The sequence below is a fragment of the Haloarchaeobius caseinilyticus genome, from assembly GCF_051207395.1.
Taxonomy (GTDB): Archaea; Halobacteriota; Halobacteria; order Halobacteriales; family Natrialbaceae; genus Haloarchaeobius.
Genome location: NZ_JBPJZC010000006.1, coordinates 47,096 through 63,771, shown reverse-complemented (window position 1 = coordinate 63,771; position 16,676 = coordinate 47,096). Strand labels below are relative to the sequence as shown.

The window sequence follows — 16,676 nt, the reverse complement described above, 5'->3', positions numbered from 1 at the left end:
TAGTCTGCGAAAATAAATTATATCAAACATCAGGCTAACTCGGCTCAGAATCACTGAATCGGGCTGATACGATCCACGGCTTCGTCTGGGGATCGTATTCACCTAGCGCCTCAGCGTGACCTACCACCTCCGGCGACAGAACACCAATGTGTTTCAGTTGCTGGACAAAATTTGAGATGAAGTTACTGTGGAGAACTTCTTCCCAGACATCTCGATCTGAGTACAGCTGCTGTCTCTCCCCGCTCTCAATTAGTTCACGAGCAGTATCCCAACTTTGCTGTCGACAGACGAGATTCAAAAAGACGTTTGGATAGTACTTGACCAGCTCTTCGAGCAGCGTAGGCAACGTAAATTGAGCCTCCAGCGTTTGCACTGCCTCAAGGAGCAATCTGAAATCTGGATGTTGTCGGTACAACGACCGGAGTAAGGTCGCAATCGCTGGCTCCTCGACGGCGACGACAGACCCATGTGTTCGAGATTTCAACGCTTTCAACTCATCGAGGTTCCGTACACCTACTCCCTCAAGCGCTGCCATCGCTAATTCCCCCTGTTCTGTGAGAGACACTGAGTTGGACTGGATGAGATTCAACATCCTTGCACCCTGAATCGCGTATGCAGTCGCCGAAAAGCCGAACTCCGATTCAATTCGATGGGCAAGTTCGTCCCGATTCGGAACGTGGGCTTCGGAAAGGACGAATACAGGTGCGAAAAAATTTAGCGGCTGCGCCAACGCGACCGTCGAGACGTTGGACACCGTCGCATCGTGGCGAAGCTGATAGGTCAACCGTCCCTGAACGTCCGTCAGTTCTGCTGGGACTGTATTCCCACGTGGCTCATGCCTAGCAACGTCCCCATCTGGTGAAACCGCAAGGCCACCAATACCGTGGCCGGCCAAGTGGTCGATGTGGGGTTCGAGGTGTGACTCCGGCGCAGCCAGGTAGGTTTGATGGCTACCTCTCTTGTACGTCACCGCCTGGCCTATTCCCTTCAAGATATTTGAGGATCCTTTGACTTCGACGGTAAAGACGGCATCCGACGGAGTGAAACCGATGATGTCCGGGTACCGTCCCGCAATCGTGATTTGATGTCGGTCATAGGACTCAGTGATGCTTTCGTAGTCCTCTGCATGAGCGGTCGGGAAGTGGACTAAGCAGTCGTATCCGTGTTTTTCCAGCTCTGTGAGTACGTTTTTGAATACGGTCGGTTCATTCATGAGTGTCACACTCGGCTCTGGATCACTCGCCCTAGCTCGTCTTCCGAAACATCGGAGAACAGCTGGTCGAATCGAGAGTCCTCGAGAATCGTCTCCTTCACGAGCCCTGCGTCGTCGATGAGCCGGTGAGCATTGTATCGCCCTCCACCTCGTCCACGGCTCCGGGGCTCAGAGTACAGAATCTCGAGGAAATTCTGCTCGCTTATGAGGTCGCGGACACGCCGTTCGGAGAGGGTGTCCATGTCGACTTGAGTGCAGATGAATTTGTAGACAGCAAAGATATCGCCCGTAGTGAACGTATCCTCTTCAGTAGAGATTGTCAACAATGCGAGCGAAAGGACCACAGCTTTCGACTGTGTTGGGGCTTCTCCGATAAGTTCACGGAACCGCTCCTTCTCGGCGAGGTCTTGTGCGTCGCGAACGTGGACTTCGGTCACCTGCTCTTCTCCTCGCTCGTAGGCGAGCTTACCGGCGTTCCGGAGGATGTCTAGCGCGCGTCGAGCGTCGCCATGTTCCTGAGCTGCGAACGCGGCACAGAGCGGGATGACGTCGTCGGTGAGAACGTCTTCGCGGAAGGCGTCAGCGCGGTTGCGCATAATCTCCCGAAGCTGGTTTGCGTCGTACGGTGGGAAGAATAGTTCTGTCTCCTGGAAGCTGCTCTTGACGCGCTCGTCGAGTCCTTCGACGTACTGAATTTTGTTGCTGATGGCGATGAGCCCGATGTCGCAATCGACCTTGCCTGCTTCCTCGGCACGGGTGAGTTTCATCACTACTTTGTCGTCGTCGTCGAGCATGTCCACCTCGTCGAGGATCACGATGACGACGTCGTGTAGTGCATCCATCACGGACCAGAGTCGCTTGTAGTACTGGCCGGTTGAGAGCCCGGTTGGAGGGATAGAAATCTCTGTCCCAGCATTGTTGAGCGAACTGGCGATGGTAGCGATAGTCTGTGCCTCGGTTGTGTCCTCTGCACAGTCGATGTAGACAGTGCCGACAGAAACGTCGCTGTCGCGTTCAGCTTTCCACTTCGTGACCCGGGTCACGTATTTCGAAACAAGAGACTTTCCGGTCCCGGTTTTCCCGTAGATAATGACGTTCTCAGGTGAGTTACCCTGCGTAGCGTCGATAAGCTGGTTCGCCAGGGACTGAATCTCTTCATCGCGACCGACAATCCGATCTCCCTCAGGAATGTGGCCGATTTGAAGGAGTTCCTTGCGCGCGAAGATGGGATGCTCATCTGGGAATAATTCTGCAGCGGCCGCATCGAGGGTTGCTGCCTCGGTTGTGCCAGGGTCGTCGCCAGTGCCCTCCCCAGGGTCAGTCAGTTCACCCTTCTCTTCCGAAGTCATGTCTCACACCGTATATTCACTACATATTAAAGATGCATGGTTAGTGTACACGACGTTTCCTGTGTAAAGCCCCGATAGAGTTCTGTTGAAACCAGTACACACGCTTTTCTGAATTCCTCGATGTATCCTATGCTTCCGCTGTATCGTTCGCCGACGTTGGAAGGAAACTGAGAGTAGTCACCCCACGTTTCCGCTGTAACAATTATCAACGACAGGATAGACGAATGGGCCACACCCCTCGTTTCCGCTGTAACAAAGATGTCGCTCAGTACTAACGAATACGGACAACAGACCCCACGTTTCCGCTGTAAATCGAGAGCGCGTTCTTAGAATTTAAGCGCTGTCCCCCCACCCCTCGTTTCCGCTGTAACTTGGATAAGGATAGGTGACTCTTTTGCCGCTACTTCAGCCTCGATGTCGGAGTCATAGTTCTCGATTCGGACGGAAGGGTTCCTTGAGCACTCGAGGTAGCCACGAAAGGAGGCTCGACACCCTACGTTTCCGCTGTAAATGTTGTGGCCGTATTGACCATTTCTACGCGATACTCACGAGCCGAAGTGAACACACCCACCCCGCGTTTCCGCTGTAAACCACAGGAAGGTGTGGGGTGGCTCCTGTACAGCCAAGTTTAGGCGAGAATGCTGGTTTCAATCTGTTTCTCTTTATTCTAGAACACTAGTACTTAGACCAACACTTAAGTAGTAATAGTTTTAACCAGAACCGTAGTACACTTCGTCATATTTGAAGTGAGAATGAGGACTTCGAACGAAGCAACCGACGTTATAGATGGATCTTACTGCGAATTCCAGGGTTTTAGGCCTAACTTGGCAGCTTTCGGCTCCACATCACCCCACCCTCTTTCTCGCTCTTACAGCGGAAACGTGGGGTGGGTGTGTAGCATCGGAACCGAGATCCGTTCCTATGATCGTCTTAACCAACGAGAGTAGGCCAAGACTGTTTGTTGGTTAACTACCTGATTTTGTTCCGTGGTGGCGCTCCGATCTACTGATTCTCGTCAACGGGACCCTTGTACTTCGACTTGATCGACTCACCTTCCCGCCACTGCCAGTAGTAGTACCGATTATCGTTGATTTCCTTAATCGTCGTTGTGGCTTTTGATGGGACACCGTCCGGGAGGTTCTCTATCTGCTCGTCGACCCGTTCATTTTCGTCTTGGGCTTCTTCCTCTCGTTCGCGGTATTCCGCCAGTTCTTCGGCGTAGGATGCGATCTGGAAGAGTGTCGTCGACTGGTGCTCGTCGAGCATCGCGACGGTGTCTTCTGGAAGCTCTGCTGGTGGGGTCGGTGGAGTGTTGGTCATCGGTCTCGACTCGTTAACCAACACGGACTACTCTATCTTAGAAATGTTGGTTAAGACTGAATCAGTCGGCGGGAAGTACACATTCCGCTCGTCGACGGCTTGCTCCATACCGCCTGCGTGTTGGTTCCGTTCTAGAACCCACTTCCAACCGTCTGCAGGTGAAGGAGACAGAGCTGCACGTTGTAACAGTTCTCGAAACTCATTTATAAATCGGTTTCGTAATATGTTACAGCATGCTCGGGGAGGTCGAACTCGAGATTCTCGCGACGGTCGAACGTGGCGACACAGTCTCCGACTTGGCAGCGGAACTTGACCACAGCGATAGCTACGTCTCTCGCGCGGTTGCAGACCTCTCGGAGAAGGGGCTCATCTATACGGAGCGCGACGGCCGGTGGAAGCGGGTCGATGTCTCCAATGCACGTGCTATAGAGATCTATCAGGACCTCGTGCGTCAACACTCTCATATCGGCTTCGCAGAGCTGCTGACCGGGAAGACCCTGGAGGTGCTCTACTACTTCGACGAACCGGCGACCGTCACCGAGCTAGCTGCAGCGAGCGACAACTACCGGAACACAGTCAACCGTATCATGAAACGCCTTCGCGACCGAGGGCTTGTTGGGGTCGACGACGGTCAGTACGACTACAACGGGGACTTCGACCAGCTACACGAGTTCGCCAGGGAACTTGTTCACCACCTCCATCGGCAGCAACTCATCGCCCTCGCCCCGAGTGGGACGATCCTCTGGGAGAGCTACGACGAGTTTCTCGTGCAAGCAGATTCCGAAATCGAGGTGGACCATTTCCACGAGACCGGGCTGGCCAGATTCGCAGCGTTCGACCTCCAGTTTCTGCTGACCAGCCATCGATACTACTTCTACTCCGAGCACATCGACGCTGTCACACCGGCAGACCTCTGTTGTCACACTCTGCTAATCGACGACGACACCCGCTACCGTACGTACTGTCTGCTCCTGCTCAGTCACACCGACGTCGACGAAGAATCGCTCCGAGAGAAAGCAGCGAAGTACGGCGTTGTGGACACGGTCGAGGCTTTGCTTCAGTATCTCGACACTGCTGGTGAGGTCGCGAACGTACGACTCCCAGCGTGGTCCGAGTTCCAGGAAACAGCCGCTGACTACGAGGTGCAGCTCCCGACATGAGACCAACATTCGGACGAGAATACATCGAAGAAGAGTTTCAAGAAATCAGCCAGGGGCTGACTGACCCGCTCACAGTCTACCTAATCGGGGGTGGAGCGATGTCGCTCCGTGACTTGAAGGGTGCGACGAAAGACATCGACCTCGTCGTCGCTGACGGCGATGCCTACGGGCAGCTCTGGGCCGTCTTGATGGACGTCGGGTACTCAGAGGTCCAGTCGTTGGACGCTGACTATCGGGCACTGGGGGCGACGAGTTGCGTCGAGAACAGCGATAGGTGTCGCCTCGATATCTTCAACCAGCAAGTCGCGAATAAACTCGTTCTCACCGTGGGAATGATCGACCGTAGTGAACCGTTCCTCACAGAAGGACAGCTGACGGTCAGACTCGTGAGTAACGAAGACATCTTCCTGTTCAAGATGGTCGCAGGGCGTGAGGACGACATCGGCGACATGAATATACTCGTGCAGTCCGGTCTCGACTATGACGTCATCCAGAGCGAACTTGAGACTCAGATACAGCGACTCGGCGACGACCAGTTCGTCACTTTCGCGAGCGGGGCCCTGGTCGACCTCGACGATGAGTACGGGGTGACCACACCGATCGAGGACCGTGTTCAAGAACTGACGATCCGGTACTACCACGGACTCGAAATCCTCCAGGTGCTTGACGGGCCGGAGACCGTCGATAACTTGGCGACGAGTCTCGATATCGACGCGGCCGAAGTCGAGGAGCGAGTCGCGTATCTCGAAGAGTTTGACCGGGTCGTCTTCGATGGTGAGCGTGTTCGTCTACTTGGATAGGGGTCGAAGCATCACGAAGCCAAAGGATAACGGAATTGGCTTCCTCACCTGAGAGGATTCCTTAGAGCTAGGACCTTCTGATAGCCGATTCGTGTCGAATCATCCCGTCGGTGTTCACTGCGCCAGCGTTAAGCAGAGGGTTCGGCAGCAATCGCTTCCTCAGAGGGATACCACGTGCGCTTCTTTCGCTCAGCGAGGCCAACATTCCGCAGACGGCCGAGGATTGATCCTACCTCACTCCGTTCCTGCCCGTTCGACTCTGGGTTCTTAAACGGTGAGTTGGTGAACTGGCTTGCGTCACCGTGGATTACCCGTCGGACTGCTCCACTTGTGTTCTGACAAAGTGCCCGCAGTACAAACTCCTCTTCGTCTGTTAACCGGTCTACTGCATCGGAGGGATCTTCGATTTCACCAAGTCGCGTCTCAGGTGTAGGCCACTCCTTCAGTATGAAATCGCGTAGTTGCGACTCACGATGCTCAATATTCTCGATGGACCACTCGTCGTAGTTGTTCTGGATATCCCATTGCACCCAGAGCTTTGAGTCCGCATATCCTTCGTCGCACTTCATTTCAAATTCGGCGTTGCCCCATGTTGAGTTCCAAGACCTACTTGCTAGCGTGAGATTGCCGAGTCGGTGGACATGAGCTTCATAACGAGCCTCCGGGCTTGGGTAGTCACCAGAGTCCTTTAGAGGTAACTCTTCGGGGTTCTGTGGCCATATGTGCTCTACTGTATACTCGTTGCTCATTGCCTCGGATAGTGTCGGACCACCCCGTTCACGCTCATTTTCTGCGCGATGTTTATTATAGAAGTAGAAGAGGTACCGTAGATCCTGTGAGCTCGCTTTCGAATACAGATTTTGTGCTGAAAGTGATTTCCGGAACTTAGTGTCGCTCTCGTACCGCTTCATCAGGTTTGCGACTTTGCTTACCCAGACTTCTAATGGTTTGTCGTTACTGAGCTTCCGAGTCCTGACATAGAGGCTGGACTCCCCGGTGTGGCCCTTGTGATTCCCGGTCGAATAGACGCGGAAAATGTATGTTTCAATGGCGTTCAGTAACTCTATTCTCCCTTCATCGTCGAAGTTCGGCCAAGCTTTCAGCAGCAGCGGGTAGAACTTGGTTGCGTGCCGGAGTTTGTGAATCCGGTCTATAAGTTCAGAGATTTCGTCGTCTCCAGTCTGGTCTAGAACTGTTGACAGCGCATTAAACCCCCTTTCTAGGCTACTCGTGTAGTCTTGGATGTACTCTAAGCACTTCTCAGGGTCCTCTTGTCGGAGCCCGTCGACGTGTTCTTTTAATTCAGCCAAGAACGCCGGATCACTGTATTCATCAGAGCTTGACCAGTCGAAATACGAGATGAAATGATAGCGTTGCACTGCATCGTCGCTGATGTCGTTGACATACGGAGACTCCAGCATTGTCTGGTGGTCGTTGTACATCTCGCCGAACGACTGGCGAACTCGGCGAATAATCGCCTGGGCCTCACTCTCCTCGTCTGCGGCAAGATATGCCATTCGCATCAAGAATGATTTTGTCTTGTCGAAAGTTGAGAGAGAGCGTCCCCGGTCGTTGACGCTGTCGAATATGAGTGTGGCTTTCTCCGGGTTGGCCGCGTCAACTACATACACCATCAGTTCAAGCTCCAGTATCGTTTCCCAGAGTTGTTTCAACCGTGAAGCGACACCAAGTGGGTCGGTGTCAGGAGATGCGGTGAGGTCCGCGAGCTGCTGGTCGAAGAACTCCTTTGCCTCAATCATCTTTCGCTGGGACGGTCGTTCGGGGTCGCGAATATCCTGCCCGGTGAGCAGCCTTTCGAGATACTTGTTGTCCTCTCCGTCAAGCAGCTGGAGTTGGTAGATATTGTCCGTGACGAGGAGGGTTTCTCGCATCTCATCAACGTCATTACGGATCTCTGCTTCGTGATTCGTCTCTGGCGCGAGTTCTTCCAGCAGCTCTGTCATTGAGCGAACGAGCAGTGTAAGAGATGTTAGGCGCTGCTGGCCGTCAATTAACAAATTGACTGGCTTCTCTTTAGATGATCCATACCCACCTGTGCTTCCCCCAGTTTCTGTTTCTTTGGTTTTCTGTAGAATTATTGTACCGAAGTAATGCTGTTTGTTAGGTGGCAATGTGTATAGGTCAGTCCAGAGATCTTCCCACTCGGACTTGGTCCACGAATAGTATCGCTGGTAATCTGGGATATGGAAGACACCAGCCGTAATTAGCTCATCAAGAGACTTTTTCCCTGATTCCATGCTGCAGTTTAATCAAACAAATGTGAAGTAACTATGGGAGAATTGGTTCTGTGGCACTGTCTAGATAAGCCAGTTTGAGAAGCGAGCAAGTCCTAGAGTTAGTGATTGATGCTACTCTCAGACTTGCTCAAACAGAGTTTAGACACGGCTACGCTTGAATGTTGGCAGCGAGAGAGGACGGCGACGCCCGTTAGGGCGTTCGCCGTCCGACTTCACGCAGCAGGACTTTCCCTCAGGGAAACAGAAGCAGTTCTTCGGCTACTTGGCGTAGAACGGTCGTTTCAGGCTATTTTCCAGTGGGTGCATCGACTTTCTGATAGCCTTCCAGACCCGCCGAAGGCGAAGCCGAGGCGGGTCGCGGTCGACGAGACAGCTATCAAGATCAACGGCGAGTGGTCTTGGTTGTATGCTGCAATATACCTCGACACAAAGTTGATTCTCGACGCCACGTTGTTCAGGCGTCACGGTACGAATCCAGCAGCTGCGTTCCTGTTTGGACTCGCCGAGAAACACGATCAATCAGACGCTGTGTTTCTGGTCGACCAGTTCGGATATCGGACTGCCTTAGCTCGGTTAGGATTGAACGGTCGGGTCGACTACAAAGACCGAAACCTGATTGAAAAGTGGTTTCAGACCTTGAAGATTCGAGTCGACCGTTTCCACAACTCATGGGTGGGCAGTCGGCTGAGCGTTCGCCGGTGGCTTGCAATGTTTGTGCATTACTACAACGTTCAGCGACCGCATCACTCGCTCGATGGACGAACGCCAGCTCAGGAGGTTAACTAGACAGTGCCGGTTCTGTTGAAATTATCGGAGCATGACACTAATAGCGTAACCGATACGCGCCCTGTATGCAGCACGAGTCACAGAACACAACAGTGAGTCGTCAGAACATCCCGCGGTTCACTCGCACGCTCGGTCTGTCAATACGCCTCCAACGACACGTCCTGATACTCCTGCAGGTACTGCTCGATAGCGCCTTCGCGCCAGTCAAGCGGCGACAGGACGCTCTCGGCGGCTCGAACAAGCTGCTCGCGGTAGTACGCGAAGTCGTACTCCTCCAACGACTCGCTCCCGAGTAGGACCCGCTCAGGTGACGATTTCTTGTCGTCGACGATGACGTACTGGACGGACTGGCCTGGGTGGCGGGGTATTCCGAGGTGTTTCGCGCGTTCGAGTGCGGCAACGTTCCGAGTGTACTGCGAGTACTCCTCAAGGGGCTTCGAAACGCGATTCGTCACGAGCAGGTCCTGAACGTCGACGTCACCGCGACTGAGTTTCCCGATCCAGGTCTTCAGCCGCTCGACGACCGCAGCAGGCTCACGAGTTTCATCAAGCGTCTCGATGAGGTCTTTCTGTGCTCGCTCGACGAACGGTGGCGTACTGCGCTGACGGCATTCGATACCGCGGAATTTGTACTCGTCAGCGTCGGCTTCCTTCCCGAAGTACTTCGTCAGCGCGCCGGCCTCGCTGTTGCGCATGGGGACGAACGCGATCCAGTCGTACGCAGCCTCGTACTCCAGTCGGATGCCCACGTCCTCGGTGATCTCGTCAGCCAGTTCACCGAGTGGTGTCTGTTCTTCGTCGTCGATGGCGGTGACCCAGATGGAGTCGACGATACCGTGGACGACGCGCCAGCCGTTCGCCTCGAAGGTGTCCTTGGCGTCCAGCAAGATTTCGCGCGCGAAAGCGTTGATTGCCTCGTGGCACTCGATACGACCATACTTCGCGTTCGAGAAGCCCTGGTAGCCGAAACAGGACACCAGAATCCACTTGATGGCGTTCGAGCGCCCCTCCAGTTCCTCGATTCGGTCGGGGTCCTCGGCCTCGCGCAGTTCAGCCTTGATGTCGTCACGGTCGCTGATGAGTGGTTCCAGCACGTCGGGCAGATAGCCGCGTTCGTCACAGATGCAGTAGCCGAGGCCGGGCACGTCCTCTCGACCGCTGTGGCAGTCACAGCGGATCTTCTCCGGACTCACGTTCCGCGTCACGATGATGTTCGGGTAGAGACTGGAGAAGTCGAGCTCGTGGACGTCCTCGTGGAAACCGGCGTCAGGAGCGAACGTGAAGCCGCCACGGTCGGCCTCGTGAAGTTGCCGCATCGTCTTGGGGAACTCGTGTCGCCATGAGTACCACGGGACGAGGACGCCGCGTCGACGCGCCTCGCGAATCTGGATGGCAGTGAGTATCGACCCGATGGACGAGCGGGCGAGTTCCTGCAGTGGCTTGTGTGACCGGGAGACGAGGTCGAGACACCCATCCAAGTTCGTCTGGTTCCACATGAACGTGTTCGACGTGTCGACGATGGCTCGCCCCGGGACGTTGTACCGCGCGGGCGAGTGCCCGACGCGGCCGTAGCTGGTGTACGTCGAGCGCCCGGCGAGCTGTTGATACCGCTTGTCCGGCAGTCGTCCGAGTCTGAAGTCGTCGAGGCCGACAGCGTCGGCCTGGTCGGCGAGTGCGGGCAGGACTTCGCTGGTGTTCACGAGCAGCACGTCCGGGTCCAGCGTGTCGAGTCGTTCCTGCACCGACTCCAGTACCTCTGCCCTGTCGCCAGTCACCTCCTCGCCGTCGACGGTGAGACTCGTGATGTGGCTGTTCGCGATGGACTGCTCGTCGACTGCGAGTTCCATCACGGACAGTTCGACCGTCGGTGTCGGGTCGACGCCTGTTTCGAGGCAGTAGCGGTACTCACGGGACAAATCGACGTTGTATAGCCGATACACGCCGGGATCTGCCCAGCCAGCAACCTCCCGTGCGATGCGCTTCACCGCGTCGATGGTGCTCGCGTCGACGCGGAGGACACGCGACGGGTCGTGCCTGAAACTGATTCGTTCCTCCACGTAGCGGGTATGCTCGACCTGCGGATGCTCCGAAAATGTCGGCTCTATCTCGGTGAGACAACCGCCACGGTGGGCAGACACGTACAGCGTCGGTGTGTACGACTCGTCGACCTCGTACGTGGCCCCATTCTCACCAGCAGTCCACTGGTACACGTCGCCGTCGATAAAGTCGAACTTGAACGGCACAGAACTCACCCCGTCTGCATTGCTGGCTCCGCGCGCTCGTCGAGCGCGGCTTCGAGTTCGCTGATGCGCTTTTCCTGTTCGAGCATGATGGAGACGAGCACCGGAATCGCCGTCGAGCGATGGTTGAGGTAGCCAGCAGCGTCGGCATGGGCTCGGGCGTGTTCGAACAGCGCGTCGAAGTGGGGCTGGTCGTGGCGACGCAGCGCCCGCCGGTAGTCGCTCCAGTTCGTCTCCATCGTCCGCAGCGAGTCGCGGAAGGTCGGGTTAGTACGTCCCACCGATACTCACCTCGTGTTGTGCGGACTCCGTAAGCGAGGCGTGTCTGTCATGCAGGACGCGCTCCCAGAACGCGAGCGTTGTCTGGAGGTCGCCGTTTTGCAGGGGGTACACGAGCGTCTCGAACTCGTCGCCGGAGAAGCGTGGCCCGAACTGCGTCCGCTCGCACTGGACGACGTCGTCAGCAAGGTCACGAATGGGCTGCGAGAAACCGTCGACTCGTTCGCGAGTGAGCAGTATCGGAACTTCGTACGTAGCGGCTGCCTCCTCGACGATGTCGAGAGCAGTGTCGAGCATCTCGTTGCCTTCGCCACGTCGGAGGTCCTCTGACCGGTAGAACGCATCGAAGGCTGGCAGGACGATGAGTGTGGTCTCGTCACGGAGCATATCGGGAAGGTCAAACAGCAAGCTCTGGTGCTGCCAGGGCGTGAACGCCCGGGCGACGTCGATACGGTCGAGGACGCGTATGCTCGGCGCGAGCCGGGCCATCGGCTTCGTCGTCGAGTAGGCGTTCGCGTCGATCCACGTCGCCGCCCCGCTTTCGAGCAGGACGTGGTCGAGGACGAGCGACTGCAACGCGCCTGTAACGCGCTCGTCGGCGTCGAGGAGCGTCACGCCCGGGTCGAGCGTCGGTAGCTCTGGGGTGTCGGCCTGAGACTGGAAGTTTCCCATCGGTACCAGACTGTAAACACGAGCAACACTTATTCTCGATAGGGCTGTTTCCGATATTTCCGATACCGCCGTTACTGCAGCCGATACGTCCGTCCGCGCTTCTCGCCGTCGCTCACGATGAGGCCGTACTGATCGAGCTTCGCAAGGTGGTTTCTGACGGTGCGTTTCGACTTCGGCTCGTCGACGCCGTCGGTGTACAGTTCGTACAGATTACCGGGGTCGATTTCGCCCTCGTTGTCGATAATCTCGTAGAGGGCGCGCTGATGCGGGTTCAGTTTGTCCACTGCGTTATCCCTGACCTCCTGTTTGCCAGCCGGGACTGCAGCTTCGAGGATGTCCGTCGTAATCCGCCCAGTACCCTGCTGGTCTGCGCGTCTCGCCGCCGACCGCAGAATGCCGATACCGACGCGTGCGTCACCTGCTGCACTATCGGCAATGAACCGGAGTCCGTCCTTTCCGATAGCGTCCTCCGCTAGTCCCCACCGAGCTCGTGCCTGGAGGATCTCCACGAGTTCGTCGAGGTGGTACTTGTCGAACTGGATGCGGACGCAACTGTGGAGTCGGCTCACCAGTCGGTCTTCGAGCTGTGAGAACAGCTGCTCCTCACGGTTCGCGATGAGGACCATCGTGATCTTGCGCGCCTGGTAGAGGTCGTACAGGACTTTCGTGTCCTGCAGCTGGTCGACTTCGTCGAGGATGATGACGTACTGCGAGCCGTCGTAGTCGGCGAGTCGCGCCGAGAGCTCGTCCTTCGGGGTGGAACGACGCTGCAGGTCGACGGTCTTGTCGATACCGTCGAGAATCCGGTAGAGGACGCGGAAGCGAGAGTAATCCTGCCAGCAGTTGACGTACTGCGTGTTGATGTCGAGGACGTTCTCACGGAGTTTCTCGGCCGTGTACTGCGCGATACAGGTCTTCCCGGCTCCACTGGGTCCATACAGGAGTGCAGTCTCTCCGGGGTGGCCGTCCATGATGGGCCGGAGCGCGTTCGAGAGGTGGTTCACCACCGCGTTCCGGTGTTCGACCTCCTGCGGGATGAACTCCGGTTGGAGCACACGGGCGTCGGCGATCATCGAATAGGTGTCTGGGTGGCAACGTAATAAACGGAAGCGTGGGGTTTCCGATACTCAAATCGGGAAAACTGCTTTCCAGATATATTGGCTATCTCTTATAGGGAAAATTTTGGAATGAAGTGGCGGGTCAGATTTTTCGACTGATTATCTTTGATTATTTGGACAATCTAGTTAAAAAAACTAGAATTAGAATACAAATCAGAATGATATATAATCCGAAAAAGTAAGTCAATTTGCTCTCTGGATCTCGTTCCTTGTCTCCAGAAGGACGTTAGCTACGTATGTCGCTCTGTCAGAAAGATCGGCCAATTCTTCATCATCAATGTCATATTTGATTGAGTGTGCCATAGCATCGCCCTCATGTTTGAAGGACCATATCTTTGCTATTATTCCGTTATCTAAATTATTGCAGTATTGTCTAAGATCGCTTTTGTCATTGTCCAATGTGTCAATTAGGTCTGAAAACCCGTGGAACTGTCCTTCGTCCTCGTTGTAGAATTTTTCTAACTGGCTAGTCCCGTAGTGACCACGGAGGATTTCGATAACCGTGTTCTCAATTAGTTTCCGATATAGTACAAGTACAGCTGTATTAGCACCAATACGATAACAACGGTTAATCTCACCAATGGTTTGTTCATCAAACGCTCCGTTTGCATAGTCATCATCGACGAAAGTTCCTGCCTGAACAATCATCCCATTTTCCCCTGCCCAAGGGAAGTTGGTACCGCAAGAACGGCAAAATAGTGGCAAGTCAGTTCTTGACACGTCTTCTTGGGTAACGTTTTCTTCTGAAACGATTATTTTCTGGTTATCGCATTCAGGGCACTCAATATGGCCCTTCGTACCACATTCAGTACAATATTCGCCATCCTTAATATATTCTGGATTCGGAGACGTGTTCATTATATGCCCGTTCTCGCAAACTTGAGCATGCGTCGTCATGTCCTCTAATGAAATAACAGGGGGCATGAACATTGTGGTTCTTATAGGCCAATTAGCAGCCAATTTTCCATGCTAAGATAACGAACTCAACGCTTTTTGTGAGATTCTTTATCAGATATCTTTCCACCGTCGGTCACCATTACTTCGAGTGACTCCCAAGCAGTCGGTTCGAGACCGTCCGCGACGTGCTTGATGAGCACCGAGTTCTCGGGGTGCTCATGTCGTCTCGACTGGCGAGCGCACGGCCCTTTTCAGCCCCACTCAACTGGTTAGTTGGTCTTCGTCGTCGCCGATATCTCCGGATGAACGCGGCTACCTAGTTTCGGGCCCGTCCACATGTTTGTCAGCCCGGCGTCGACGGCGCGCCCCGCTCGCCGCTTCCGCCCGGAGCGCTCACGACTCCCTGCGGTCGTCGTTCGCCGTCAAGGCACTCCCTCCGGTCGTGCCTCGCAACGCTCGCGACCGACCATTCCGGGCGTGCGGTTCGCTCCTGCGTCGCTCACCGTTCCGGGCCAAGCTCGCTCTCTCGTCCCTCGTTCGCTCATATGGCTTCGACGCCAGCGGGTAAGCCCGTCGGTTGCGCCCCTCGCGGACTTTCGCGTTCCAGCGCTTGGTGCCGATGCGCTCGCCGAGTCACGACCGCCCCGACTCGACGAGCGCACCGACAGTCGCGCTGGACACGGTCTCGCAGTCCGGGCCGGACCGAGAGCGGGCTTACTCCGCTGGACGCTCGCTCCGGGCGGGTCGCCGCGCGGTTCTGGTTAGTTCCTCTCTTACGGCGCGCTCTCGCTCGCGCCCTTGGGGCGCTCGCGAAGGCGCAAGCGAGAGCGCGCAGATGATTGGTCGGTCTGTGAGGAGAGCCACGGCTGGAGAGTCGTAGTTGTCGGAAGAAGACGCCGAGTGAGCGCCTTCAGTGATCAGCAATGTCGAGTAAGAACGTTCTCGGTAATGAAGTTTCGGACGTCGAACAGTACAGAGACAAGACGGACGCGTACGTCGTCGACGAGCAATCTGAGCTCGAACCGACGGTGGAGTTGGAAATACAGGCGAAGGTGGACACGAATCACCCTGACGCAAGCACGGGTCGGGGACTGACGCTGGCGGCGGAAGAGCGGTTGGCGGCGCGAGAGATGGAGATCGGGCGAACGCGAGAGCGGTGGGACCGGTCACAGGAGTCAACCCGGGAAGGGCGGTGTCGCGACGACGTGGAAGCGCAGGCGGCGACGCTGGAAGGTGTGTGGGAGCCAGAGCCGGACCCACGAGAGAACCTCAGTCGAGCAAACCTGGGGGCGGTGAACGAGCAAGCGATGAACATTCACCGGCAGGTGAAGTACAGTAGTTCTCGGGCGGCCATCGCGAAGCAACTCGCAGAGCGCGTCGCAGACGGAGCGAGCGTTCTCGGAGCCGTCGTCGGTGTCAGTGAAGCCGAGCGCGATCGACAAGGGACCATCATCCCCATCTCCAGACTGGAAGCGGTGTGGCGCAAGGAGGTGAGCATCGAGGGGCGTGTGACCCAGTTGTGGGAGCCAGCGCATCCAAGCATCTCTCAAGTCGGTCTCGTCGAGGACGAGACGGGCGTGACGAAATTTACCAGCTGGGTGCGCAGCGACCAACCCGTGGTTCGTGAAGGTGACCTCGTACGGTTCTACGACGTCGCGAAGAACTGGTACCAGGGACGTGTCTCACTGGCACTGACCGGCTGGTCGCGGGTGGTCTTCCCCGAGCGCGATCGGTGGTGGGACCAGTAGACGACGCTGGGGGTTCTCTCTTTTTCGTCGTCGCCACCACCCAACACCCGCCACCCCACCCTCCGCTCCGTGCTCGCTCCCTTCGGTCGCTGTGCGCGCAGCCACGACCTTTACCGTACCCCCCTGTGGACGCTTCAATCCCACAAGGATCCTTCTGTACCCTGGCGTGCTCGGCCGTGAGCGTGTACGGGCCGATGCTTCAACCCCACAAGGATTCGTCTGTAACGCCCGTTGCCGTCGCCGTCGCCCGCCAGAGCGGTAGGTAGGGTGCTTCAACCCTACACAGGTTCGTCTGTCCGCAGGTAGTATCCGTCGGCGTTCGCTTGGACGACGCTTCAACCCGACAGAGGTTCATCTTCAACCAACATCGAACACGACCAGTACCACGACCTCGCCCGGCTTCAACCCAACAATGGTCCACCTGTAACGATTGGGCCTCCGTTGACCGTTTCCGCGAGCGTGCTTCAACCCCACAAGGTCCGTCTGTAACGCGTCGAGGTCACGAAGTTGTTTGGACGTAGCAAGTCCTTCAACCCTACAGGAGTCTTTCTGTAACTCGCGGTCTTTACTCTGCGTCGGGGGTCTCCGTACAGCTTCAATCCCACAAGGGTGCTTCTGTAACGTCGGCGAGGTCGTGGTGACGCGACCGCTAAACGGGCTTCAATCCCACAAGGGTGCTTCTGTAACCACGATGACGCCGACCGAGTACGACGAGTTCCTCGCGGCTTCAATCCCACAAGGGTGCTTCTGTAACACGGGCATCTTCGGAGCCATCGGCGTGTTCTTCCGGCTTCAATCCCACAAGGGTGCTTCTGTAACTAGCATGCAGCTCATCA

The 16,676-nt window shown here is 56.0% G+C and carries 13 protein-coding genes and 1 CRISPR repeat array (1 of these 14 cut by a window edge); of the genes, 4 read left to right on the top strand and 9 right to left on the bottom strand.

What is annotated here, in order from left to right; translation table 11 throughout:
• Positions 1–34 precede the first annotated feature (34 nt).
• The 3 genes from ACSC1P_RS21900 to ACSC1P_RS21890 all read right to left on the bottom strand — a co-directional run bounded on the left by ACSC1P_RS21900 (position 35) and on the right by ACSC1P_RS21890 (position 3,882).
• On the bottom strand, positions 35–1,213 hold the full coding sequence (locus ACSC1P_RS21900; protein ID WP_435362351.1) for a hypothetical protein: 1,179 nt from the start codon (positions 1,211–1,213) through the stop codon (positions 35–37).
• Between the two features lie 5 nt (positions 1,214–1,218).
• Positions 1,219–2,562 (bottom strand): orc1/cdc6 family replication initiation protein, encoded by a 1,344-nt coding sequence (locus tag ACSC1P_RS21895; protein WP_435362350.1) that lies wholly within the window; start codon positions 2,560–2,562, stop codon positions 1,219–1,221.
• Positions 2,563–3,564: 1,002 nt separating this feature from the next.
• Positions 3,565–3,882, bottom strand: a complete 318-nt coding sequence (locus ACSC1P_RS21890) for a DUF6788 family protein (RefSeq protein ID WP_435362349.1) — start codon at positions 3,880–3,882, stop codon at positions 3,565–3,567.
• A 233-nt stretch (positions 3,883–4,115) separates the two neighbouring features.
• Between ACSC1P_RS21890 and ACSC1P_RS21885 the strand changes: the two genes are divergently transcribed.
• Positions 4,116–5,042 (top strand): helix-turn-helix transcriptional regulator, encoded by a 927-nt coding sequence (locus ACSC1P_RS21885; protein WP_435362348.1) that lies wholly within the window; start codon positions 4,116–4,118, stop codon positions 5,040–5,042.
• On the top strand, positions 5,039–5,842 hold the full coding sequence (locus tag ACSC1P_RS21880; protein ID WP_435362347.1) for a DUF6036 family nucleotidyltransferase: 804 nt from the start codon (positions 5,039–5,041) through the stop codon (positions 5,840–5,842). Before ACSC1P_RS21885 ends, ACSC1P_RS21880 begins: the two co-directional genes overlap by 4 nt.
• Positions 5,843–5,970: 128 nt before the next feature.
• On the opposite strand, the gene ACSC1P_RS21875 is transcribed toward ACSC1P_RS21880, so the two are convergent.
• Entirely contained in the window at positions 5,971–8,100 is a 2,130-nt protein-coding gene (locus ACSC1P_RS21875) for a DUF262 domain-containing protein (protein WP_435362346.1), read from the bottom strand.
• A 108-nt stretch (positions 8,101–8,208) separates the two neighbouring features.
• On the opposite strand from ACSC1P_RS21875, the gene ACSC1P_RS21870 reads away from it, so the two are divergent.
• Positions 8,209–8,886 carry an IS6 family transposase gene (locus ACSC1P_RS21870; protein ID WP_435362345.1) on the top strand — a complete coding sequence of 226 codons (678 nt, stop codon included), beginning with the start codon at positions 8,209–8,211 and terminating at the stop codon, positions 8,884–8,886.
• Positions 8,887–9,023: 137 nt separating this feature from the next.
• Here ACSC1P_RS21870 and ACSC1P_RS21865 read toward each other — a convergent pair whose 3' ends face one another.
• From ACSC1P_RS21865 to ACSC1P_RS21845, 5 genes are all read right to left on the bottom strand, one after another.
• Positions 9,024–11,129 (bottom strand): type B DNA-directed DNA polymerase, encoded by a 2,106-nt coding sequence (locus ACSC1P_RS21865; RefSeq protein WP_435362344.1) that lies wholly within the window; start codon positions 11,127–11,129, stop codon positions 9,024–9,026.
• Positions 11,130–11,134: 5 nt separating this feature from the next.
• On the bottom strand, positions 11,135–11,407 hold the full coding sequence (locus tag ACSC1P_RS21860; RefSeq protein ID WP_435362343.1) for a DUF8156 family protein: 273 nt from the start codon (positions 11,405–11,407) through the stop codon (positions 11,135–11,137).
• Entirely contained in the window at positions 11,394–12,077 is a 684-nt protein-coding gene (locus ACSC1P_RS21855) for a P-loop NTPase family protein (RefSeq protein WP_435362342.1), read from the bottom strand. The genes ACSC1P_RS21860 and ACSC1P_RS21855 overlap by 14 nt, the downstream gene beginning before the upstream one ends.
• Positions 12,078–12,148: 71 nt before the next feature.
• On the bottom strand, positions 12,149–13,150 hold the full coding sequence (locus tag ACSC1P_RS21850) for a Cdc6/Cdc18 family protein (protein ID WP_435362341.1): 1,002 nt from the start codon (positions 13,148–13,150) through the stop codon (positions 12,149–12,151).
• 228 nt (positions 13,151–13,378) lie between these two features.
• Positions 13,379–14,092 carry a DUF2321 domain-containing protein gene (locus tag ACSC1P_RS21845; protein ID WP_435362340.1) on the bottom strand — a complete coding sequence of 238 codons (714 nt, stop codon included), beginning with the start codon at positions 14,090–14,092 and terminating at the stop codon, positions 13,379–13,381.
• A gap of 923 nt (positions 14,093–15,015) precedes the next feature.
• On the opposite strand from ACSC1P_RS21845, the gene ACSC1P_RS21840 reads away from it, so the two are divergent.
• Positions 15,016–15,840 (top strand): DNA-binding protein, encoded by an 825-nt coding sequence (locus ACSC1P_RS21840; RefSeq protein ID WP_435362339.1) that lies wholly within the window; start codon positions 15,016–15,018, stop codon positions 15,838–15,840.
• A 592-nt stretch (positions 15,841–16,432) separates the two neighbouring features.
• Positions 16,433–16,676: direct repeats of the CRISPR family, unit length 30 nt; unit sequence GCTTCAATCCCACAAGGGTGCTTCTGTAAC; it runs 2,201 nt beyond the window's last position.

Coding starts and splice junctions, on each gene's coding strand:
- ACSC1P_RS21890 (WP_435362349.1), bottom strand. CDS start 3,882: ATGACCAACACTCCACCGACCCCACCAGCAGAGCTTCCAGAAGACACC.
- ACSC1P_RS21885 (WP_435362348.1), top strand. CDS start 4,116: ATGCTCGGGGAGGTCGAACTCGAGATTCTCGCGACGGTCGAACGTGGC.
- ACSC1P_RS21845 (WP_435362340.1), bottom strand. CDS start 14,092: ATGACGACGCATGCTCAAGTTTGCGAGAACGGGCATATAATGAACACG.
- ACSC1P_RS21900 (WP_435362351.1), bottom strand. CDS start 1,213: ATGAATGAACCGACCGTATTCAAAAACGTACTCACAGAGCTGGAAAAA.
- ACSC1P_RS21855 (WP_435362342.1), bottom strand. CDS start 12,077: ATGGGAAACTTCCAGTCTCAGGCCGACACCCCAGAGCTACCGACGCTC.
- ACSC1P_RS21840 (WP_435362339.1), top strand. CDS start 15,016: ATGTCGAGTAAGAACGTTCTCGGTAATGAAGTTTCGGACGTCGAACAG.
- ACSC1P_RS21880 (WP_435362347.1), top strand. CDS start 5,039: ATGAGACCAACATTCGGACGAGAATACATCGAAGAAGAGTTTCAAGAA.
- ACSC1P_RS21895 (WP_435362350.1), bottom strand. CDS start 2,562: ATGACTTCGGAAGAGAAGGGTGAACTGACTGACCCTGGGGAGGGCACT.
- ACSC1P_RS21870 (WP_435362345.1), top strand. CDS start 8,209: ATGCTACTCTCAGACTTGCTCAAACAGAGTTTAGACACGGCTACGCTT.
- ACSC1P_RS21850 (WP_435362341.1), bottom strand. CDS start 13,150: ATGATCGCCGACGCCCGTGTGCTCCAACCGGAGTTCATCCCGCAGGAG.
- ACSC1P_RS21875 (WP_435362346.1), bottom strand. CDS start 8,100: ATGGAATCAGGGAAAAAGTCTCTTGATGAGCTAATTACGGCTGGTGTC.